Origin of the sequence: Microbacterium sp. SORGH_AS_1204 (assembly GCF_030818935.1) — a bacterium.
Taxonomy (GTDB): Bacteria; Actinomycetota; Actinomycetes; order Actinomycetales; family Microbacteriaceae; genus Microbacterium.
In genome coordinates, this window is the sequence record NZ_JAUTBD010000001.1 from 1,906,268 (window position 1) to 1,926,710 (window position 20,443).

Here is a 20,443-nt window from a genome sequence, read left to right on the forward strand (position 1 = left end):
CGCACCTGGTCACGATACCACCGGGCCCCTCAACGGCTCCCCCGTAACACGACGCCGCATGTTTCGGTGATGCGCGCACACGCGTGCGAGCCTGGGCCGACCCGAAGGAAGGAGCGCGCCCCATGGCCGCAGACGCCGTCACCGGATTCTCGACGCGACAGGTGCACGCCGGTTCCGCGACCGCGCCCGCCACGCCGCGGGCGACCCCCATCTACCTGACCGCGGGCTTCACGTTCAGCGACCTCGAGGAGTCGGCCGCGCACTTCGGCGCCGGCACCGGCTTCGGCTACACCCGCACCGGCAACCCGACCGTGCACGCCGTCGAGGAGCGCCTCGCCTCGCTCGAGGGCGGCGATCAAGCGGTCCTCGTCTCGAGCGGGCAAGCCGCGGTGACGGTCGCACTGCTCGCTCTGGCCGGTGCGGGCGACCACGTCGTCGTCTCGGAGCACATCTACGAGGGCACCCGCGGACTGCTGCTCGACAATCTCGCACGCCTCGGCATCGAGACGACGTTCGTCGACGCTTCCGACCTCGATGCGTGGCGGGGTGCCATCACCCCGCGCACGAGAGCCTTCTTCGCCGAGACGCTCTCCAACGCCCGGAATGACGTGCTCGATGTCGCCGCGATCTCGGCGATCGGTCGGGAGCACGGCATCCCCCTCGTCGTCGACAGCACCTTCACCACGCCGTACCTGCTGCGCCCCATCGAGCACGGCGCCGCCGTCGTCGTGCACTCGGCGAGCAAGTTCCTCGCCGGCCAGGGCGCGGTGCTCGGCGGGGTCATCGTCGACGATGGACGCTTCGACGCCGCGGCATCCGGTCACCGTTTTTCCCACCTCGTGCAGACCGACCGCCTCGGCGGGGCGAGCTACGCCGAGAAGCACGGGCCGCGCGCCCGCGGTGCGTACATCCGTGAGAGCGTCGCCCCGCGCTTCGGCCCGGCGCCGTCGCCGCTGAACGCGTTCCTCATCGGCCAGGGCATCGAGACGCTGAGCCTGCGTGTCGAGCGGCAGTCGCAGAACGCGCTGACCGTGGCCCGCTGGCTCGAGGCGCGACCCGAGGTGGAGCGCGTCGACTACGTCGGCCTGGAGTCGCACCCGCATCACGACCTCGGCCGGCGATACCTCACGCGCGGAAGCGGGTCGGTGTTCACTGTGACGCTGCGCGGCGGTCTCGAGGCCGCGCGGCACGTCGTGCAGTCGGTGCAGCTCATCACGCACATGACCCACCTCGGTGACGTGCGCTCGCTCGTGCTGCATCCGCAGAGCACCTCGCACTCCGCCCGCACGGTCGAGGAGCGCGAGCGCGCGGGCGTCTTCCCCGGCACGATCCGCCTGTCGATCGGCATCGAGGACATCACCGACATCCTCGCCGACCTCGATCAGGCATTTGCCGGTGTGCCGGCCCTCGAGCGCGAGACGGTCGTGCTGTGACCCGGCTGCAGCACTTTGGCTGGTTCCTCGCGCGCGGGTTCGGTCCGCACGGCTGGGGGCACCCGTACCTGCGATGGAACCACCGTTGGACCGAGCCGGGGCTCTACCAGGACTCCGCCCGCACGCTCGAGCAGGCCGGCTTCGACCTGCTCATCATCGAGGACGCCCCCTCGCTCGGCAGCGCCGAGACGATCGACCTGCGCGTGCGCCACGCTTTCGGCGGGCCGAAGCACGACCCGCTGCTGCTCGCGCCCTACCTCTTCGCCGCCACGCGGCACCTCGGCGTCGTACCGACGGTGAATCCGGCGGCATACCTGCCGTACACGGCGGCCCGGCAGTTCGCCACGCTCCAGCACCTCAGCGGCCACCGCCTCGGACTCAACGTCGTCACCGATACCGGCAGCGCCCGCCACTTCTCCACCGCCCCCCAGCTCGGGCACGACGCGGCGTACGACCGTGCGGAGGAGTGGCTTCGTGGCATCCGGGATCTCTGGCGCAGCTGGGGCGAAGGCGCACTCGTCGTCGACGAGGAATCGGGCGTCTACGCCGACGGCACGAGACTGGATGCCACGCGGCACCGCGGCGAGTACTTCGGTTTCGACGGGCCGCTCAACGCCATCCCGTTCACCGACGGCGAGCCGGCCATCGTGTCCCCCGGCGGGTCGGGGCGCGGGCTGGCGTTCGCCGGTCTCAATTCCGACGTGCAGTTGGCTCTCGCACCGCTCGACGAGGCGAGCATCCGGGCATATCGCGGTCGCATCCATGTCGCCGCCGAGGCCGCGGGCCGCTCGGCCGACGACATCAAGATCCTCTTCGCAATCCAGCCCGTACTGGTGTCGTCACCGGAAGAGGCCGATCGCCTGGTCGCGGCATCCGCTCATCCCTCCGACGAGGCGCTCGTCGCGATCGCGCGCAAGCAATCGAGCGACCTCGAGACCGACCTCACCGGCCTCGACCTCGACAGGCCGCTCGACCGGTCGATCTTCGGCGAGCACGTGTCGGAGGGCAGCATCAAACGGCTGGTCGGTGCACACGACGCGAACACGCCCCTGCGGACCGTGCTGGCCGCGCATGCGCGCCTGGGGCGACTGAACGACGGCTCGGGCTTCGTCGGCACCGCCGACGAGTTCGCCGACCGCATCGAAGAGCTCGGCGACTGGGGCAACGACGGCGTGCTGCTGTGGGGCGACCTGCACCCGGTCACCGTGCACCGCGTGCTCGACGACCTCGTGCCGATCCTGCGCCGCCGCGGCATTCTGCGCGAGGAGCACGTCGACGGCGGCCTGCAGGCGAACCTGCGCGCGTTCTGAGCCGCCCCTCGCGGTGGTGCGTCCCGGGTAGCCGGGCCAGGTCAGCAAGGCGTGTCCCACTCCGTGCAGATACAGCCCGCCTATCCTGCACAAAGCGGGACAAGCCTCCGACAGTCAGAGGAGGGTGTCCCACTCCGTGCAGATACAGCCTGCCTATCCTGCACAAAGCGGGACAAGCCTCCGACAGCCAGAGGAGCATGTCCCACTCCGTGCAGATACAGCCCGCCGATCCTGCACGAAGTGGGACAGGCCTCCGACAGCCAGAGGAGCGTTTCCCACTCCGTGCAGATACAGCCCGCCTATCCTGCACGAAGTGGGACACGGACTGACCCGGGGGGCGAGCACGCCGGGTCAGTCGCGCCGGGGATGCTCCACGGTCGCGGGGGTGCCCTTCTCGTCGGCGACCTCCGCCGCGGCATCCTGAGCTCCGACGGCAGAGGGCTCACGACGTGCCGCGACCAGGCTGGCGATCGTCGCCACCGCCATCGACAGGATGATCACGGCCAGCGAGACCCACGTCGAGATCTCGGGGGCCCACTCGATGTGCTCGCCGCCGTTGAGGAACGGCAGCTCGTTGACGTGCATGGCGTGGAGGATCAGCTTCACGCCGATGAAGGCGAGGATGAACGCGATGCCGTAGTGCAGGTACTTCAGGCGGTCGAGCAGGTCGCCGAGCAGGAAGTACAGCTGGCGAAGGCCCATCAGCGCGAAGAGGTTCGCGGTGAACACGATGAACGGGCTCTGCGTGATGCCGAAGATCGCGGGGATCGAGTCAATCGCGAAGAGCAGGTCGGTGACGCCGATCGCGACGAAGACGATGATCATCGGGGTGAACAGCTTCTTGCCGTTCACACGCGTGATGACCTTCTTACCGTCGTACGAGTCGCTCATGGGCAGCACGCGGCGAAGCGTGCGCACGATGAGGTTCTCTTTCTGCGTGTCGTCGTCATGGTCGCCGCCCGGGAACGCCTGGCGGACGGCGGTGTAGATGAGGAACAGGCCGAACAGGTAGAAGATCGGGCTGAAGTTCTCGATGATCGTGGCGCCGACAAGGATGAACGCCCCTCGCAGCACGAGCGCGATGATGATGCCCACCATCAGTACCTCCTGCTGGTAGCGGCGCGGCACGGCGAACTGCCCCATGATCAGCACGAACACGAACAGGTTGTCGATCGACAGGCTGTACTCCGTCAACCACCCGGCGACGAATTGTCCCGCCACCTCTCCCCCGGCGACGATCCACATCACGCCCGCGAAGATGAGCGCCAGGGTGACGTAGAACACGACCCACAGCGTCGATTCCTTCGGCGAGGGGATGTGCGGGCGCTTCAGGATGATGAGCAGGTCGGCAACCAGGATCAGGACGAGCACCGCCAGGGTGATCGTCTGGAAGAGCGGGTCGAGCTGCAGCTCCATCGCGGAGGCCTTTCGTCGGGGAAACGCTCGAGTTTATCCGCCCGGCGGGGGTGTCCGAGAGGTTATGTAACTAGATGGTCTTCGCGGGTGCTCCACACTCGGCGGACGACGCGGTCTGAGACGATCCGCTGCGGTGAGACACCCCTTCGATGAGAGAGTGCTCACGACGGCCTCGGCCGACCAGCAGAACGGATGCCATGACCGACGACGTGATCGACGACAGGGCGCTCGTGGCGCGCGCAGCCGCCGGCTCGGAACAGGCGTTCCGCGAGCTGTATCGCGCCTACGCGCGGCCGGTGTACTGGGTCGCCTTCGGGCTCGTCGGCGACGCCGCCGATGCCGAGGACGTCGCGCAGGAGACCTTCGTCGTCGCCTGGCGCAAGCTCCCGTCTCTGCGGCTCGAGGGCGCGTCGCTGCTGCCCTGGCTGGCCACCGTGTGTCGGTTGCAGGCGCAGAACCGCCTGCGCGCCCGGCGCCGCCACGGCTCGCACGCCGAACTCGACGAGCAGACCCCCGCCGTCGTCGACGTCGAGGCGCAGGTGGTGCAGGCGCAGACCGTCGCGGCGATCATTGCGGCCGTCGATCGGCTGAGCGCCTTGGATCGGGAGATCTTCCGGCTCTGCGCCGCCGAGGGCTACGGCTACGAAGCCGCGGCGGCGACCCTGGGCGTCTCGCACGGCACCGTGCGCAACCGCCTCTCCCGCATCCGATCACGGATGCGCGCCACCGCGATGGAGACGGAGACCCCATGACCACCCCCACCTTGCCCACGCTGTCCGCCGAGCGGATGGATGCCATCGAGGCAGCGGTCTTCGGCCGGATCGCCGACGAGCGGCACCGCGCGCGCCGCCGTCGCCGGAACGTCTGGACGGGCGTCGGCGCCGCCGCAGCGGTCGTGGTGATCGCCGCCGTGGTCGGCCCGTCTCTCTCGACGACGCAGAGCACCAGCGGTTCGGCCGTCGTCGGTGCGAGCGGCGCCGAGAGTGCACCGGACTTCTCGCAGCAGTACGAGCCCGGCACCATCGAGGTGATCCCCGGCCAGGATGCCGCGGGCTCCAGCGCCCTTCCGGAGGGATCGGCGGCCCGTGACGCCGGAACGCGCGACATCGTCGCGACGGGCTCCGCCACGGTCGAGGTCGACGACATCCGCGCCGCGATCGACGAGGTCACCTCCGCCGCGACGGCGGTGGGCGGATACGTGGAATCGTCGCAGCTCGGCGGCGGAGTGGCCGGGGTCCCCATCGAGGGTTCCGCGACGTCGGCCGCGGCATCCTCGGGCTACATCACCGTGCGCGTCCCCGCCGACACCCTGCAGCAGGTCATGGACGGCCTCCGCGCCGTCGGCGACGTCACGGCGACGAGCGTCAACCGTTCCGACGTGACCGAGCAGACCGTCGACCTGCGCGCGCGCGTCGCCGCCGGCGAAGCTTCGGTCGCGCGCCTCACCGAGCTGATGGCGCAGGCGGGGTCGGTGTCCGACCTCATCACCGCGGAATCGGCGCTCGCCGAGCGGCAGGCCCAGCTCGACAGCGACCGTCAGGTGCTGCAGTCGCTGGAGTCGCAGGTAGCGATGTCGTCGCTGAGCGTGCAGCTCACCGTGCGCACGGCATCCGTCACCGCCGACCCCGCCGGCTTCGGCGACGGGCTGCTCGCCGGCTGGAACGGACTGGTCGCGACGCTGAACGGTGTCGTCATCGGCGTCGGCTTCCTGCTGCCGTGGATCGTGGTGGCCGGCGCGGCATGGTCGATCGTGTGGGGCGTGCGGCGGGTTGCGCGACGGCGGCGGGAGGCTCGCGAGGGGTGATTCGCGCCGAGCGCGAATGGGGAATGGATGCCGGGGTGCCGGCGTCCGATCCGATGGGAGGCCTCGGATCCCGGCGGCAGGCGCGAGCCCCCTCTCGTTGCGCGGCGCGTGACACCCGCCGGGCAAAGTCAACCCACGCATGCGGCTCCTCGTCCTGCCCGCCGCCACAACGAAAAAGAGCCCCGACCTTCCGGTCGGAGCTCTTTTTCGTGTTGGTGACCCCAGCGGGATTCTCCCTTCGCCCCCTCCACCCGCCGCTGCGCGGCGCGCGGAGCCTCCGGGCGAGGGGGCCCAACCCGCACATGCGGCTCCTCGTCCGGGTTATAGGTCAGGAATAGTGGATGAATCCTCGATCTAGCCGCGTGATTCCGGGGTAGAACGGGGATTGGTATGGTCCGCGACCCTTAGTCGTGGACCTTCCCTCGAATCAGGGCTCGTGCGTGGTATGCGGGTCGAAGCTGGTGAAGAACGGACGACACCCCTCAGGAACGCAGCGGTGGCGGTGCCGGCCGTGCGGGTCCTCCACTATCCGTCGGCGCCCTGACGTTACCCGCCGCGAACAGCTGCACCGGTTCCTGACCTGGCTGATGGGCAAGGCCTCACAGGCCGAGCTCGCCAGCTCCCGCAGCGCCCGCTCGTTCCGTCGCGACACCGCGTGGTGCTGGGCCCTCGAGCCGCGCCTGCCCGTCACAGGCGAAGTACACGAGGTGATCCTGGTCGATGGGATCTGGATCGAAACGTGGTGTCTACTCATCGCCCTCACCACCACCAACACCGTCGTGGGATGGCAGTGGGCCGCCCGCGAATCGGCTGCTGCCTGGGGCGCGCTGTTCGAGAGCATTCCCGCCCCGACGGTGGTGGTCACCGACGGCGGCTCCGGGATCCGTTCCGCCCTCGCCCTGCACTGGCCCGCCACCGCCATCCAACGCTGCATCTTCCACCTGCAGCTGAACGTCACCCGCGAACTGACAAGGAACCCGCGCCTGCGCGCCGGCAAAGACCTGCGCCAGATCGCCCTCGCCCTCAGCGGCATCCACACCGTCGACGACGCCATCACCTGGCGCCTCACGCTGGAAGCCTGGTGGAAGACCTACGGGCACCTCCTGCGCGAACGCACCCTCTATGACAACGGCCACTTCGGTTACACCCACAAACCGCTCCGCAAAGCCTGGGCGATCTTGCACCGCGTCGCCGAGAACGAACACATGTTCACCTTCATCCGCCACGACGCCCCGCGCACCACCTCACGCCTCGAAGGACTCAACGCCCAGATCAGGCACCTCCTTCGCCATCACCGGGGCATGCCGATCCCGCATCAACGCCGCGCCGTCGAATGGTTCCTGCTGCTGCACGAAGTCCCCATCGACCACGCCCACAGCTACGCCCACGCCCCCCACAACGCCAACCCCGCACGAGGACGCCACCATCGACCTCGAGGACCCCACCCCAACCCTCTACGACAACGGCCTCGACGCCACCGAAGGCCTCTGGCTCAGAACAGGATGGGCAGGACGAGGATGACACGCCCGACCCCATCCACTATTTCTGGCCTATAAGCCCCTCGTCCTGCCACCGCCGCCACAACGAAAAAGAGCCCCGACCTTCCGGTCGGAGCTCTTTTTCGTGTTGGTGACCCCAGCGGGATTCGAACCCGCGTTACCGCCGTGAGAGGGCGGCGTACTAGGCCGCTATACGATGGGGCCGCGTCGCAACCATCTAAGTATGCATCACGATTGACGCGCACGCAAAATCGAGGCCGAGCCACCGAGATCCCGGGCGTGTCCCTGCACGGTACCGCGAACCGGCGGACGAGGGAAGAGGTATTGCACGCTGTTCACCCGACGCGCCACCGGTTGCCGCACTGCCCCGACGAGGAGTTGACTCGGACCATGCGTCTCACGAAGCACGAACATGCCGCCCTCGTCGTCGTCGAATCGGGCCACACGTTGGTCATCGACCCCGGCAGCTTCACCTCCCCGCTCGAGGACCTCGTCGGTCTCGTTGGCGTCGTCATCACGCACGAGCACCCCGACCACTGGACGCCCGAGCACCTCGCCCGCCTGCAGAAGGCGCATCCCGGTGTTCCGATCTACGGCCCCGAGGGGGTCGTCAACGCCGCCGCCGGGTTCGACGTCATCGCGGTGCATCCGGGCGATCGACTGGAACTCGACCCGTTCCACCTCGAGTTCTCCGGCGGCGAGCACGCCGTCATCCACGAGTCGATCCCCGTGGTCGACAACGTCGGCGTCCTGGTGAACGACGCCCTGTACTACCCCGGCGACTCGTACACGGTGCCCAAGCACGCGAAGGTGAAGCTGCTCGCCGCCCCGGTCGGCGCCCCGTGGCTCAAGATCGCGGAGGCGATGGACTACGTCCTCGCCGTCAAACCTGAGCGCGTCTTCGCCACCCACGACATGACGCTGTCGGTGGCCGGGAAGCAGATGGGCGACGCACGCCTCACCTGGGCGGTTGAGCAGAACGGCGGCTCGTTCGTCGACCTCAAGCCCGGCGACACCGTCGACGTCTGAGCGGGCTGAGCGACGCGCCACGGTTCGGGGCGCGATCGGCCGGTTGGGGCGGATACCGCCCGCCCCAACCGGCGAAATCCGCCCCGAAACCGGGGTAGCCACCCCTTCGCGCGCCTAACGCCCGCCCCAAACAGTCGAACCCGCCCCGAACCCGGAACGTCCGCATTGGCGGCGAAGCTGTCCGTTCGGACGCACGCCACACCGGCCCCCACGATCCGCTCGACGGACGTCCACGCGGCCCGCGAGCGCCCACGACCACGCGCCACGGTTCGGGGCGCGATCGGCTGCTTGGGGCCGAAATCGCCCGCCCCAACCGGCGGAACCCGCCCCGAAACCGGGAGAGCCTCCCCTTCGGGCGCGAAACGCCCGCCCCAACCGGCGAAATCCGCCCCAACCGGCGAAATCCGCCTCGAACAGGAACAGCCAGCCGTTCGGGCGCGAACCTCGCGCCCCAAGCGGAGGAACCCGCCCCGAACCGGAAAGACCCTGACGAGCGAGCACCAGGGGCAGAGCCGCCTCCCACGCCGCACGCGAAAACACCGGATGCCACGAGCCCTGGGGCCCGTGGCATCCGGTGTTCTGTGACGCTGTGCTTACTGCGCGTCGAGGTCGGTCTCGAGAAGGGCGACGAGCTCGTCGAGAGCCTGCTCGGCGCCTTCACCCTCGGCCTTCAGGGTCACGACGGTGCCGTGACCGGCGCCGAGGCCCATGAGCGACAGGATGCTGCCGGCGTTGAGGTCGGCACCGCCGTTCGCCGAGATCGTGACGGGGATCTTCTTCTCCTGCACAGCCTGCACGAAGAGCTTCGCGGGGCGGGCGTGGAGTCCCGAGCTGCTGGCGATGGTGGCCTGACGTTCTGCCATGGTGAATCCTCTCGATTCGACGGGGTCTTAAGCGGCGACCGTGACGGCGGGAGCGGCCTCGGCGGCAGCGACGTCCTTCGTGCTGCGACCGATGCCCTTCAGCGCGACCACGATCAGCGCAGTGACGACGGTACCCGCGATGATCGCGAGCGGGAAACCCCACACCGGGTTGATGGCGAAGAGCACGAAGATTCCGCCGTGCGGGGCGTACGACTGCACACCGATCAGCATGCTGAGACCGCCGGTGATCGCACCTCCCACCATCGAGGCGGGGATGACGCGCAGCGGGTCGGCCGCGGCGAAGGGGATCGCACCCTCGGAGATGAACGAGGCGCCGAGCAGCCACGCGGCCGCGCCGTTCTCGCGCTCGACCGGGGTGAACTTGCCACGGGCCAGGATCGTGGAGGCCAGGGCCATCGCGAGCGGGGGCACCATACCGGCGGCCATGACCGCGGCCATGATCAGGTACGGCGCGGTGTTCGTCTGGCTGGCTGCCGCCAGGCCTGTGGTGGCGAAGACGTAGGCGACCTTGTTGACGGGTCCGCCGAGGTCGAAGCACATCATGAGGCCCAGGATCACGCCGAGCAGGATGGCGCCGGCACCGCTGCCCGCGAGCGAGGTGAGGCCGTCGGTCAGAGCGGCCATGAGCGCGGCGATCGGGCGGCCGAGGAAGAGGATCATCAGGCCCGAGGCGAAGATCGAGCCGAGGAACGGCACGATGACGACCGGCATAAGTCCGCGCAGCCAGCGCGGTGCGTCGAAACGACCGAGCCACCAGGCGATGAAACCGGCGAGCAGACCGCCGATGATTCCGCCGATGAAGCCGGCGTTCATGAGCACCGCGACGGCACCGGCGACGAAACCGGGGGCGATGCCGGGACGGTCGGCGATCGCGTACGCGATGAAGCCCGCGAGCACCGCGACGATGAAGCCCATCGACGTCGCGCCGATCATGAAGAAGACCGAGCCGAGGTACTGGCCGATGCCACCGAGCGGCGAGGTGATGTCCTGGGTGGGCAGGTCCCAGAGCGAGTTCTGGATGATGACGTTCGCCGCGTTCTGCGTGACCTGGTAGCCGCCGAGCAGGAAGCCCAGGGCGATCAGCAGACCACCACCGGCGACGAAGGGGATCATGTAGCTGACACCGGTCAGCAGCCACCGCTGAATGCGGCGACCGACCGACTGCTGCGCGACCGGAGCGTCGGAGACGGATGCCGCGGCACCGCCCTGCACGCGGGCCGCGTTCGGGTTGTCGCTGGCCGCGACGGCCTCCGCGATGAGCTGCTTCGGCTGCTCGATGCCGCGCTTGACGCCGGCGCGCACGACGGGCTTGCCCGCGAAACGCTGGGGCTCGCGCACGTCGACGTCGACAGCGAAGATCACCGCGTCAGCCTCGTCGATGACGCTCTGCGGCAGGGCCTTGTAGCCGCTCGATCCCTGGGGCTCCACGACGAGCTCGACACCGTCGGTCTCGGCGCCGGCCGCGGTGAGCGCGTCGGCGGCCATGAAGGTGTGGGCGATACCGGTGGCGCACGCGGTGACGGCGACGATCTTCTTCGTCTTCGTCGCGGTACGGGCCTCGGCGCGCGTCGCGGCCGGGGCGGCGGCGGCCGCGGCGGACGGAGCGGGCTCGGCGGCCGGGGTGACGGCATCCGTGATGATGCGGACGGCCTCGCCGGGGTTCTGTGCGGCGCGCAGGCCCGACATGAAGTCGTCGCGCATGAGGCTGCGGGCGAGCTGCGACAGCACCGACAGGTGCGCCTCGTCGGCACCCGCGGGCGCGGCGATGAGGAACACGATGTCGGCCGGGCCGTCGGGCGCGCCGAAGTCGACGCCGGGCGCGAGGCGGGCGAAGGCGAGGGTCGGCTCGGTGACCGAGGCGCTGCGCGCGTGCGGGATGCCGATGCCGCCGGGCAGGCCGGTCTCGTCTTTCTGCTCGCGCGCCCAGGCGTCGTCGAACAGCTCTTGAGCGCTGGTCGCGCGGCCCTGCGCGACGACGCGCTCGGCGAGGGCGCGGATCACCGACTGCTTGTCGGTGCCCAGGGGCACGTCGAGCGTGACGAGCTCCGGAGTGATGATGTCGGACATTGTCAATGACCTCCGTGGTCAGGATGTTGCGGTAGGGGTGGCGAAGTCGGACACGACGATCGGCGCTGCCGGCAGATCGTCGGGCGTCGGGGCTTGGGTCCCCGGCAGGGTCGCGGCAGCGGCGCCGTAGGCGATGCTGCGCGCGAGACGGTCGGGGGCTGCGGCCCCCTCGAGGTCGGCCAGCAGGTAGCCGGCGAGCGAGCTGTCGCCCGCGCCGACCGTGCTGGCGACCTGGATCTTGGGGGCGAGCCCGCGCCACGCGCTGTCTGCCGTGAACAGCAGTGCGCCGTCGGCGCCGAGGGTCACCAGGGCGGATGCCACGCGGCCGGGCACGAGCTCATGCGCGCGACGTGCGGCCTCGGCGAGCACGTCGACGTCGGCGGCGGCGTCTTCACCGACGAGTTCGGCGAGTTCTTCATGGTTGGGCTTGATGAGGTCGGGGCGGGCGCTCTCGACGACGGCGCGCAACGCCTCGCCCGACGCGTCCACCGCGACGCGGGGCGCGTCGTCGCCCCAGCGCGCGCGGACGGCGTCGATGAGACCCGCGTAGAAGCTCGCGGGCACTCCGGGCGGGAGCGATCCGGCGAGCACGAGCCAGGTCGCGCCTTCGGCGGCGGCGACGACACCGGCGACGAGCGCCTCGGCTTCTGCGGGCGCGAGCTCGGCCCCGGGGAGGTTGAGCTTGGTGGTCTCGCCCGCCGGATCGGTGATCGTGAGGTTGGCGCGGGCACGACCGGCGACCTCGACGAGGTCGAGGGCGATGCCGGTGTCTTCGAGCAGCATGCGGTAGGGGTCGTGGGCGTTCACCGGAACGACGGCGCGGGCCGGAGCACCGGCGGCGGTGACGACGCGGGCGACGTTGACGCCCTTTCCGCCGGCATCCTCTCGCGACGACAGGGCGCGCTGCACCTCGCCGGGGGCGAGGGCGTCGGAGAGCACCACGGCGCGATCGGCCGACGGGTTGGCGGTCAGAGTGACGATCATGCGACGCGCACCTCCACGTCGGCGTCGGCGAGTGCCTCGGCCAGAGGGGCGGGCGGGGCCGCGTCGGTGACGAGCACGTCGATCTCGTCGAGTCGGGCGAAGCGCACGAGCAGTTCCTCTCCGAATTTGGCCGCGTCGGCGACGAGCACGACGCGACGGGCCGACTGGATGATGGCGGACTTCACGGCCGCCTCCTCGGGGTCGGGCGTGCTCAGGCCGAACCCGGCGCTGAGCCCGTTCGTTCCGACGAACGCGATGTCGGGACGCAGCTGGGCGATCGCGTTCACCGTGTGCGCGCCGACCGCGGCCGCGGTGACGCCGCGGACACGGCCGCCGATGGTGGTGAGCGAGAGCTGGTCGTCTCCGGCGAGGAGGTGGGCCGCTTCGAGCGAGTGCGTGACGACCTCGACGCCGCTCCCCGCGGTCCCGAGGGTGTCGGGCAGCATCGCCGCGACGGCGGCCGGGGTGGTGCCGCCGTCGAAGAAGATCGAACCGCGGAAGCCGCCGCCCAGCAGCGAGGCCGCCTCGGCCGCGATCGCGCGCTTCGCGTCTCCCTGGCGGTCGCGACGCTCGGTCAGCGTCGTCTCGGCCGTGCTGGCGCGGTCGGTGCTGACGGCCCCGCCGTGCACGCGGCGGAGGGAGCCGGAGGTCTCGAGGCGGTCGAGGTCGCGGCGGACGGTCTCGGTCGTGACGTCGAAGCGACGGGCGAGGTCGACGACGCTGACGCGTCCGACCTCGCGCAGTTCGCGCTCGATGAGCTGCTGGCGCTCCATTGCGTACACGGAATCTCCTTCGAAGATTCCCACACGATACAACACAGAACCACACAGGGCAACAGATTCCCACGAACGTCCCCGGCGATGCGGTGCGCGAATCGTCCTCGCGTCGGCCGGGATATCCCCGGAACGAGCCGCCGATTGTGCGTTCCGCGGGTAAGTGAGGCTATCCTTACCCACGGTCCGCCGTCGGGCCCACGCCACACGATCCCTACGGAGTTCCCGGATGCCACGCGCCCGCGCCCTCGCCCTGTCCCTCGTCGTCGCGACGACCGCCGCCCTCGTCACCGGGTGCGGAGCGTCGGAGGTCGTCCCGGAGTCGTCTGCCTCCGCCGGCGAAGGCTCGACGGCGTATCCGTTCACGATCGAGAACTGCGGACGCGAGATCACCGTCGACGCCCCGCCGAGCCGCGTCGTCTCGCTCGATCAAGACTCCACCGAGATCCTGCTCTCGCTCGGCCTGCAAGACCGCGTGGTGGGCACGGCATCCTGGACCGATCCGGTGCTCGACACGCTCGCCGACGCGAACGCTGGCGTGCCCCGCCTGTCGGACAACGCCCCCTCCTACGAAGTCGTGCTGGGCGCCGACCCCGACTTCGTCACCGCCTCGTTCGGCCGCCACTTCGCCCAGGGCGGCGTCGCCACCCGCGACCGCTTCGCCGAGACCGGCATCGCCTCGTACCTCTCCCCCACGGACTGCGACGGCGACGTCAGCTTCAACGCGGGCGGCACGCGCACCACCCCCCTCACGATCGACGTGCTGTACAGCGAGATCCGCGACCTGGCGCGCCTCTTCGACGTCGCCGACCGCGGTGAGGCCCTCGTCGCTTCGCTGAAGGAACGCGCCGCCGCCGCGACCGACGGCATCGACTTCGAGGGCCACTCCGTCGCCTTCTGGTTCGCCGACACCAAGACGCCCTACATCGCCGGCGGCTACTCCAACGCCGCGCTGCTGGCATCCACCACCGACATGACCAACGTCTTCGCCGACCAGAGCGACGACTGGCCCGCCGTCGGCTGGGAGAGCATGGTCGCCGCCGACCCCGACGTGCTCGTGCTCGGCGATCTGCAGCGCGACCGCTTCCCCGGAGACCGCCTCGACGACAAGATCGCGTTCCTCGAGAGCGACCCGCTCACCAGCACGATGACGGCCGTGAAGAACAAGCGGTACATCGCCCTGCACGGCGCCGAGCTGAACCCCTCGATCCGCTTCGTCGACGCGCTCGACAAGATCCGCGCGTGGTGGGATGCCAACGGGAGCATGCTCTGAGCACCACCGTCGTCTCGCGCGCCCGGCTCGGGCGCGGCACCGCGGGTCTCGGCATCCTGCTCGCCGTCGTCGGGGTCGTCGTGCTCGCCCTGTCGGTCGGCGTCGCCGTGACGCTCGGGCCCGCCGAGGTGTCGCTGGTGAACGTGCGCGACGTACTGCTGAACCACCTGGGCGTGGCCGACATCCCCGTCAAGGCCGCCAAGAACGCCATCGTGTGGGAGGAGCGCCTCCCCCGCGCCCTCGTCGCCGCGTGCGCGGGCGCAGGCCTTGCACTGTGCGGCGTCGTGATGCAGTCGCTGCTGCGAAACCCCCTCGCCGAGCCGTTCGTGCTGGGCGTGTCATCGGGAGCGTCGACCGGTGCGGTCGTCATCGGCGTGCTCGGGATCGGCGGCGGCGCGCTGGGGCTCTCGGGCGGCGCGTTCGTGGGTGCGCTCGTGGCGTTCGGGCTCGTGCTGCTGCTGGCCCGCTTCACCTCCGGCGGCACGTCGGGTGTCATCCTCGCCGGTGTCGCCGGCACGCAGTTCTTCTCGGCGCTGACCTCTCTCGTGGTGTTCGCCGTGGCCGACAGCGACGAGACGCGTGGCGTGATGTTCTGGCTGCTCGGCTCGCTCGAGGGCATGCGGTGGGACGACGTCGCGCTGTGCGCCGGGGTCGTCGTCGTCGGCGGCGTGCTCTGCACGGCAGCGGCCCGCGCCCTCGACGCGTTCACCTTCGGCGACGACGTCGCCGCCTCTCTCGGCATCCCGGTCGCTCAGACCCGGATCGGGCTGCTGGTCGTGACGGCACTCATGACCGCGGCACTGGTCAGCGTCGTCGGTGCGGTCGGTTTCGTCGGCCTGGTCGTGCCGCACGCGGTGCGCCTGCTCGTCGGCCAGCGCCATGCGCGCGTCGTGCCGCTCGCCGCCGTCGTGGGCGCGGTGTTCATGGTGTGGGTGGATGCCGCCACCCGCACGCTCTTCGCGCCCACGCCGTTGCCGGTCGGTGTGGGAACGGCGATCGTCGGCGTCCCCGTCTTCGTCGCCCTGCTGCTGAGACGGAGGGGCCGCGCATGACGCTGGAAACCCGTGAGGCGCGCTGGACGCGCGGCGGCGCGCTGGTCGTCGACGGCGTCTCCGTCCACCCCGAGCCCGGGACGACCGTCGGCCTGCTCGGCCCCAACGGGTCGGGCAAATCGTCGCTGCTGCGTCTGCTGCAGGGAGCCGCGCGCCCCGACGCCGGCGAGGTGCTCCTCGACGACCGTCCCCTCGCCTCCTGGCGCCGACGAGACGTCGCCCGCGCGGTGGCGGTGGTGACGCAGCACGCCGAGACCGACGCCGACATCGTCGTCCGCGACGTGGTGCGCCTCGGTCGCACGCCCCATCGACCCGTCTGGGGCGGGTCCACCACGGGCGACGAACAGGCGGTCGACGCCGCGCTCGCGCGGGTGGGCCTGACCGACAAAGCCGATCGCCTCTGGCACGCGCTTTCGGGCGGCGAGCGTCAGCGGGCGCAGATCGCGCGCGCCCTCGCGCAGGAACCGCGCGAGCTGCTGCTGGACGAACCGACCAACCATCTCGACATCCGCCACCAGCTCGAGATCCTCGCGCTGGTCTCAGCGCTCCCGGTGACGAGCATCGTCGCGCTGCACGACCTCAATCTGGCGGCGACCTACTGCGACAGCGTGCTCGTGCTGCGCGAGGGCAGGGTGGTGGCGGCGGGAGCGCCCGCCGACGTGCTCACTCCCGCCCTGATCGCCGACGTCTACGGTGTGCGGGCTCGGGTGATTCCGGATGCCGCGACGAGTCGCACGACGATCCTGTTCGACGGTCCGCTGGACGGCTGAGGTCGTCCCTCGCCCGGCCACACCGCACGGGCGCATCCGTCAGTATTCGGTGACGGTGATCGTGAAGGCGACCGTCGCGCCGTCGGGACCGGTCACGGTGGCATTCGTGCTCCCGATCTCGCGCACGATGAAACCCGGGCGGAACACCGCGCCCTCGGACGGACCGCCCGGTGAGAACTCGGCGATCGCGACGTCGGCGGTGGTGCCGGTCCACTCCGCCTCGGTTCCGTCCGCAACGGCCAATACCAGCGACGTTCCCCGGATGACGCGCACGTCGGTGCCCGCGAGATCGGCGGGGACGACGGTCGTCGGCGGCAACAGCTGATCCGCCGCCGAGGCGGACGGAGCCGCAGAGCCCTCGGGGACCCCGCCCGACGTGCCCTCGGATGTCGTGGGCGCGCACCCGGCGATGAGCAGCGGCAGGGCGGCGGCGAGGGCGACGGTGCGGATGCGCTTCACGAGGACCTTCTTCCGGCGAGGGCGACCTCGGACCGGCCGCTGCTCGGATGCTATCCCGCCCGCCGACGCGGACGTGGAGATCGCGCCGTGTCGACGGCGTATCCGAGCGTCAGTCCGTGTCGCCGGCATCGGCGGGGTCGTGCAAGGGGATCTCCAGCGACGTCGTGGAGGTGCCGCCGAGTCCCAGCAGCCCGGTCGGCGACGCTGCGGGCGGGTCGTCGTCGGGCAGGAGCTCGGCCCGCGTGCGCGGTCGCGCCGGCTCGCCGGGCAGGCCGGCCCACTCGCTCGGTTCCTCGGGCCGTTGAACGAAGAGTCCCATCGACCCATTGTCGCTCGTGCGCGCCCAGCGGGTAGCCCGCTCGCCCGCGCCCCGCGGGTAGCCCGCTCGCCCAGGTAAGCAAGCTACCCGTCGCGCAACGGCGCGGCGGAGTCGACGGCCGAGACAGCATGGTCATCGCGTACGCCGCAGCGGCGATGAGCAGCCTCACCCGCATCAGTTGTACGGAGACCGGTTTCCGCGACGAGAACCACCTGCAGGCGAAGGCGGGCACCACTTACCTGTTCCAGGTGACCGATGACGCGTACGACGCGGCATCCACCGACACCGCGTCGCTGTGGATCCGGGCCAGCGCGCCGATCTCCAACCTGTCCCCCGCAACGGCTTCCTCCGTCTCGGTGCCGAGCACGGTGACGGGGTCGATCGCGAAGGTCGACAACAACTGGTACGAGCCGTACGCCGGGATGTGCGGCGACGGATTCGCCACCCTGCTGGGGACGCGATGGTACGAGTACGTCGCCACGGGCACGACCGGTGTGCGTGTCGACCTGCGCGACAGTTACTACGACGCGGATGCCGTGGTGTGGGCGTCCGACGGATCGGTCCCCACGTCGGTGCTGACCTGCCCCGCGCAGCAGCGGGGCGACGGCGGCGCCACGGGCTTCTACGAGAAGACCAACGCGTACGCCGACTTCGCGGTGGAACCCGGCAAGACCTACTTCATCCAGGTCGGCGGCTGGAACTTCAGCGTCGGCGACTACGTGATGAAGCTCTCCACCTATCAGCTCCCGCTTCTGACCCAGATGCCGACGCCCAAGATCACGGGCACCGCGCAGGTCGGTTCGACGCTCACTGTGAACCCGGGCACGTGGGACGAGGGCACCACCCTCACCTATCAGTGGATGCGCGGCAACGGCAGCTACATCTTCGGTGCGAAGGGCACGACCTACACCGTCGGGGCCGCCGACGTGGGCACGCAGATCACCGTCGCCGTCAGCGCGACGAAACCCGGCTACTCCCCCGCCCGCAAGACGAGCGCCCCCACGGCCGTGGTGGTGAAGGGGACGCTCAGCGGCGCGACGCCCACCATCACGGGCACGACCAAGGTGGGATACACCCTGACCGCGCGCGCCGGCACCTGGGCCCCGGCGCCTGTCGCACTGAGCTACCAGTGGTCGCGCAACGGCGTCGCCATCTCGGGCGCGACCTCGAGCACCTACAAGTTGACGTCATCCGATAAGGGCAAGCGCATCACCGTCAAGGTCACGGGCACCAAGACGGGCTACACGACCCTCGCGAAGACCAGCGCGGCCACCGCCACGATCGGCTGACGGTCCCTGACCGGGCGCTCGCCGCTTCGCGCTCGACGCGGGGCGGCGGGCGTCGCCGTTTGGCGCCGCGGGCGGCCACGGCCGCCGCTTCGGGTCGGACGCGGGGCGGCGGGCGTCGCCATTCGGCGCGGCGGGCGGCCACGGCGGGCGGCGAGCGTAACCGGCGCGGTGCCCGGGCGTCCGCGCGCGGGCTCGTCGGCGTCACCGGGCGGAGCGGCCGACGCTTGTGTGCGGAGTCGCGAGCGGGCCCGCAGATGCGTGCCCCTCAGCGGACCGCTGGCGTGGCGAGCGCGTTCGCGGAGCTCGCACATGCCGGCATCCCGAATCGATCTCGCTCACGCCGAAACGAAAGCCCCGGCCTGTCACGCTGTGCGTGATGACCGGGGCTTTTCGTCTTGCTGGGGTACCTGGACTCGAACCAAGAACAACGGAACCAGAAACCGCCGTGTTGCCAATTACACCATACCCCAAGGCTGTGAGCCGTAACTCGTGCCGAGGATCAAGCTTACGTGAGAGCGGGGCGCCTGCCAAATCACGCCCCGCCCGCGCGCGTCGCTCGCCGGAGAGGCGGCCTCAGCCGAGGTGGGCCACCAGCGCGTTCAGCCGCGTGAGCGTCTCGTCTTTGCCGAGCAGCTCCATCGACTCGAACAGCGGCGGCGACACGCGACGGCCGGTGAGCGCGACGCGCGGCGGCCCGTAGGCGACGCGGGGCTTGAGACCCAGCTCGTCGACGAGGGCGGTCGACAGGGCGGCCTGCACGCTGGCAGCGGTGAAGTCGTCGACGGGCTCCAGAGCGCGGACGGATGCCGTGAGCACCTCGGCCGCGTTCGCGGGCAGGCCCTTCAGCGCGTCCTCCGCGTAGTCGACGCTCGACACGAAGAGGAAGCCGAGCATGCCCGGCACCTCGCCGAGCAGCTGCACGCGCTCCTGCACGAGCGGGGCCGCGGCGGCGATGATCGCCCGGTGCTCGGCCGACGGCTCTTCGGCGATGAGGCCAGCACCGGCGAGGTAGGGCACGATCCGGGCGGCGAAGTCGTCGGCATCCAGCATCCGGATGTGGTCGCCGTTGATCGCCTCGGCCTTCTTCTGGTCGAAGCGCGCGGGGTTGGGGTTCACATCGGCGATGTCGAAGGCGGCGATCATCTCGTCGAGCGAGAAGACGTCGCGGTCGCTCGCGAGCGACCAGCCGAGCAACGACAGGTAGTTGAGCAGCCCCTCGTGGATGAAGCCCTTCTCGCGCTGCAGGAACAGGTCGGCCTGCGGGTCGCGCTTCGAGAGCTTCTTGTTGCCGGTCTCACCCAGCACCAGCGGCATGTGGCCGAAGCGCGGGATGAACGTCGTGACCCCGGCATCCACCAGGGCGGAGTACAGCGCGAGCTGGCGCGCGGTCGAGGGCATGAGGTCTTCGCCGCGGATGACGTGGGTGATGCCCATGAGAGCGTCGTCGACAGGGTTCACGAACGGGTAGAGCGGCACTCCCCCGGCGCGCACGAGCACGAAGTCGGGGAAGGAACCCGCGGGGAAGGTGACCTCGCCGCGGATCAGGTCGACGTAGCTGAGGTCGTGATCGGGCACGCGCAGGCGCCACGCGGGCTGACGCCCCTCGGCGCGGAAGGCCGCCTTCTGCTCGTCGGTCAGGTCGCGGTCGTAGTTGTCGTAGCCGAGCTGCTTCGCGCGCCCGTTCGCCTCATTGCGCGCGTCGATCTCTTCGGCGGTCGAGTAGCTCTCGTACACCGCGCCGGCCGCGACGAGCTTGTCGAGCACCTCGCGGTAGATCTCGTGGCGCTCGGACTGCCGGTACGGCGCGTGCGGGCCGCCGACCTCGACGCCCTCGTCCCAGTCGAGGTTCATCCACCGCAACGCGTCGAGGAGCTGCTGGTAGCTCTCTTCGCTGTCGCGCGCGGCGTCGGTGTCTTCGATGCGGAAGACGAGCGTGCCGCCGTTGTGCCGGGCATAGGCCCAGTTGAACAGGACGGTGCGGATGAGACCCACGTGCGGCAGGCCCGTCGGAGACGGGCAGAAGCGGACGCGAACGTCGGCGCCGGAGGCGGTCGTGGTGCGGGGATCGGGCGTGGCAGACAT

The 20,443-nt window shown here is 70.4% G+C and carries 18 protein-coding genes and 2 tRNA genes; 10 read left to right on the forward strand and 10 right to left on the reverse strand.

What is annotated here, in order from left to right; all coding sequences use genetic code 11:
- The first annotated feature begins 122 nt into the window (after window positions 1–122).
- Together QE410_RS08740 and QE410_RS08745 are read left to right on the forward strand one after the other, a co-directional pair.
- A complete protein-coding gene (locus tag QE410_RS08740) occupies window positions 123–1,433 on the forward strand; it encodes an O-acetylhomoserine aminocarboxypropyltransferase/cysteine synthase family protein (RefSeq protein ID WP_307330602.1) in 1,311 nt (436 codons plus the stop codon).
- Window positions 1,430–2,743: an LLM class flavin-dependent oxidoreductase gene (locus QE410_RS08745; protein ID WP_307330607.1), complete on the forward strand. Its 1,314-nt coding sequence runs from the start codon at window positions 1,430–1,432 to the stop codon at window positions 2,741–2,743. Before QE410_RS08740 ends, QE410_RS08745 begins: the two co-directional genes overlap by 4 nt.
- Before the next feature lie 351 nt (window positions 2,744–3,094).
- On the opposite strand, the gene QE410_RS08750 is transcribed toward QE410_RS08745, so the two are convergent.
- On the reverse strand, window positions 3,095–4,159 hold the full coding sequence (locus QE410_RS08750) for a TerC family protein (protein ID WP_307330610.1): 1,065 nt from the start codon (window positions 4,157–4,159) through the stop codon (window positions 3,095–3,097).
- A gap of 197 nt (window positions 4,160–4,356) precedes the next feature.
- On the opposite strand from QE410_RS08750, the gene QE410_RS08755 reads away from it, so the two are divergent.
- The 3 genes from QE410_RS08755 (at window position 4,357) to QE410_RS08765 (ending at window position 7,519) form a co-directional block, all read left to right on the forward strand.
- Window positions 4,357–4,911, forward strand: coding sequence for an RNA polymerase sigma factor (locus tag QE410_RS08755; RefSeq protein ID WP_307330613.1), 555 nt, complete (start codon window positions 4,357–4,359; stop codon window positions 4,909–4,911).
- Window positions 4,908–5,963 (forward strand): DUF4349 domain-containing protein, encoded by a 1,056-nt coding sequence (locus QE410_RS08760; protein ID WP_307330616.1) that lies wholly within the window; start codon window positions 4,908–4,910, stop codon window positions 5,961–5,963. The genes QE410_RS08755 and QE410_RS08760 overlap by 4 nt, the downstream gene beginning before the upstream one ends.
- Before the next feature lie 440 nt (window positions 5,964–6,403).
- Entirely contained in the window at window positions 6,404–7,519 is a 1,116-nt protein-coding gene (locus QE410_RS08765; protein WP_307334424.1) for an IS1249 family transposase, read from the forward strand.
- 71 nt (window positions 7,520–7,590) lie between these two features.
- Here QE410_RS08765 and QE410_RS08770 read toward each other — a convergent pair.
- Window positions 7,591–7,666, reverse strand: a tRNA-Glu gene (locus tag QE410_RS08770).
- A 186-nt stretch (window positions 7,667–7,852) separates the two neighbouring features.
- Between QE410_RS08770 and QE410_RS08775 the strand changes: the two genes are divergently transcribed.
- Window positions 7,853–8,491 (forward strand): MBL fold metallo-hydrolase, encoded by a 639-nt coding sequence (locus tag QE410_RS08775; protein ID WP_307330619.1) that lies wholly within the window; start codon window positions 7,853–7,855, stop codon window positions 8,489–8,491.
- 593 nt (window positions 8,492–9,084) lie between these two features.
- On the opposite strand, the gene QE410_RS08780 is transcribed toward QE410_RS08775, so the two are convergent.
- Genes QE410_RS08780 through QE410_RS08795 form a run of 4 tightly spaced genes read right to left on the reverse strand, consistent with a single transcriptional unit; the run spans window position 9,085 to window position 13,208 of the window.
- The gene (locus tag QE410_RS08780) at window positions 9,085–9,354 is read right to left on the reverse strand and encodes an HPr family phosphocarrier protein (protein ID WP_058231399.1); all 270 of its coding nucleotides are present in this window, start codon (window positions 9,352–9,354) and stop codon (window positions 9,085–9,087) included.
- A 27-nt stretch (window positions 9,355–9,381) separates the two neighbouring features.
- Entirely contained in the window at window positions 9,382–11,442 is a 2,061-nt protein-coding gene (locus tag QE410_RS08785; protein ID WP_307330632.1) for a fructose-specific PTS transporter subunit EIIC, read from the reverse strand.
- A gap of 18 nt (window positions 11,443–11,460) precedes the next feature.
- Window positions 11,461–12,426, reverse strand: a complete 966-nt coding sequence (locus QE410_RS08790; RefSeq protein WP_307330635.1) for a 1-phosphofructokinase family hexose kinase — start codon at window positions 12,424–12,426, stop codon at window positions 11,461–11,463.
- Window positions 12,423–13,208, reverse strand: coding sequence for a DeoR/GlpR family DNA-binding transcription regulator (locus QE410_RS08795; protein WP_307330638.1), 786 nt, complete (start codon window positions 13,206–13,208; stop codon window positions 12,423–12,425). Before QE410_RS08795 ends, QE410_RS08790 begins: the two co-directional genes overlap by 4 nt.
- Before the next feature lie 220 nt (window positions 13,209–13,428).
- Here QE410_RS08795 and QE410_RS08800 point away from each other — a divergent pair, with 220 nt between their 5' ends.
- Genes QE410_RS08800 through QE410_RS08810 form a run of 3 tightly spaced genes read left to right on the forward strand, consistent with a single transcriptional unit; the run spans window position 13,429 to window position 16,294 of the window.
- Window positions 13,429–14,472 carry an ABC transporter substrate-binding protein gene (locus tag QE410_RS08800; RefSeq protein WP_307330640.1) on the forward strand — a complete coding sequence of 348 codons (1,044 nt, stop codon included), beginning with the start codon at window positions 13,429–13,431 and terminating at the stop codon, window positions 14,470–14,472.
- Window positions 14,473–14,525: 53 nt separating this feature from the next.
- A complete protein-coding gene (locus QE410_RS08805; protein WP_307334428.1) occupies window positions 14,526–15,524 on the forward strand; it encodes an iron ABC transporter permease in 999 nt (332 codons plus the stop codon).
- The gene (locus tag QE410_RS08810) at window positions 15,521–16,294 is read left to right on the forward strand and encodes an ABC transporter ATP-binding protein (protein ID WP_307330643.1); all 774 of its coding nucleotides are present in this window, start codon (window positions 15,521–15,523) and stop codon (window positions 16,292–16,294) included. Before QE410_RS08805 ends, QE410_RS08810 begins: the two co-directional genes overlap by 4 nt.
- 39 nt (window positions 16,295–16,333) lie before the next feature.
- Here QE410_RS08810 and QE410_RS08815 read toward each other — a convergent pair whose 3' ends face one another.
- Both QE410_RS08815 and QE410_RS08820 read right to left on the reverse strand, forming a co-directional pair.
- Window positions 16,334–16,753 (reverse strand): hypothetical protein, encoded by a 420-nt coding sequence (locus QE410_RS08815; protein WP_307330646.1) that lies wholly within the window; start codon window positions 16,751–16,753, stop codon window positions 16,334–16,336.
- Between the two features lie 109 nt (window positions 16,754–16,862).
- A complete protein-coding gene (locus QE410_RS08820) occupies window positions 16,863–17,072 on the reverse strand; it encodes a hypothetical protein (protein WP_307330649.1) in 210 nt (69 codons plus the stop codon).
- A gap of 128 nt (window positions 17,073–17,200) precedes the next feature.
- On the opposite strand from QE410_RS08820, the gene QE410_RS08825 reads away from it, so the two are divergent.
- Complete coding sequence (locus tag QE410_RS08825; RefSeq protein ID WP_307330652.1) at window positions 17,201–18,361, forward strand: hypothetical protein; 1,161 nt, start codon at window positions 17,201–17,203, stop codon at window positions 18,359–18,361.
- A 398-nt stretch (window positions 18,362–18,759) separates the two neighbouring features.
- Here the strand turns inward: QE410_RS08825 and QE410_RS08830 are convergent.
- Window positions 18,760–18,831 (reverse strand) — tRNA-Gln (locus tag QE410_RS08830).
- Window positions 18,832–18,934: 103 nt separating this feature from the next.
- A complete protein-coding gene (gene gltX / locus QE410_RS08835; protein WP_307330653.1) occupies window positions 18,935–20,443 on the reverse strand; it encodes a glutamate--tRNA ligase in 1,509 nt (502 codons plus the stop codon).

Excerpts from the sequence above, each read along its gene's own strand:
- QE410_RS08740 (WP_307330602.1), top strand. The coding sequence starts at position 123 with ATGGCCGCAGACGCCGTCACCGGATTCTCGACGCGACAGGTGCACGCC.
- QE410_RS08750 (WP_307330610.1), bottom strand. The coding sequence starts at position 4,159 with ATGGAGCTGCAGCTCGACCCGCTCTTCCAGACGATCACCCTGGCGGTG.
- QE410_RS08755 (WP_307330613.1), top strand. The coding sequence starts at position 4,357 with ATGACCGACGACGTGATCGACGACAGGGCGCTCGTGGCGCGCGCAGCC.
- QE410_RS08760 (WP_307330616.1), top strand. The coding sequence starts at position 4,908 with ATGACCACCCCCACCTTGCCCACGCTGTCCGCCGAGCGGATGGATGCC.
- QE410_RS08775 (WP_307330619.1), top strand. The coding sequence starts at position 7,853 with ATGCGTCTCACGAAGCACGAACATGCCGCCCTCGTCGTCGTCGAATCG.
- QE410_RS08780 (WP_058231399.1), bottom strand. The coding sequence starts at position 9,354 with ATGGCAGAACGTCAGGCCACCATCGCCAGCAGCTCGGGACTCCACGCC.
- QE410_RS08785 (WP_307330632.1), bottom strand. The coding sequence starts at position 11,442 with ATGTCCGACATCATCACTCCGGAGCTCGTCACGCTCGACGTGCCCCTG.
- QE410_RS08790 (WP_307330635.1), bottom strand. The coding sequence starts at position 12,426 with ATGATCGTCACTCTGACCGCCAACCCGTCGGCCGATCGCGCCGTGGTG.
- QE410_RS08800 (WP_307330640.1), top strand. The coding sequence starts at position 13,429 with ATGCCACGCGCCCGCGCCCTCGCCCTGTCCCTCGTCGTCGCGACGACC.
- QE410_RS08810 (WP_307330643.1), top strand. The coding sequence starts at position 15,521 with ATGACGCTGGAAACCCGTGAGGCGCGCTGGACGCGCGGCGGCGCGCTG.
- QE410_RS08820 (WP_307330649.1), bottom strand. The coding sequence starts at position 17,072 with ATGGGACTCTTCGTTCAACGGCCCGAGGAACCGAGCGAGTGGGCCGGC.
- QE410_RS08825 (WP_307330652.1), top strand. The coding sequence starts at position 17,201 with ATGGTCATCGCGTACGCCGCAGCGGCGATGAGCAGCCTCACCCGCATC.
- gltX (WP_307330653.1), bottom strand. The coding sequence starts at position 20,443 with ATGTCTGCCACGCCCGATCCCCGCACCACGACCGCCTCCGGCGCCGAC.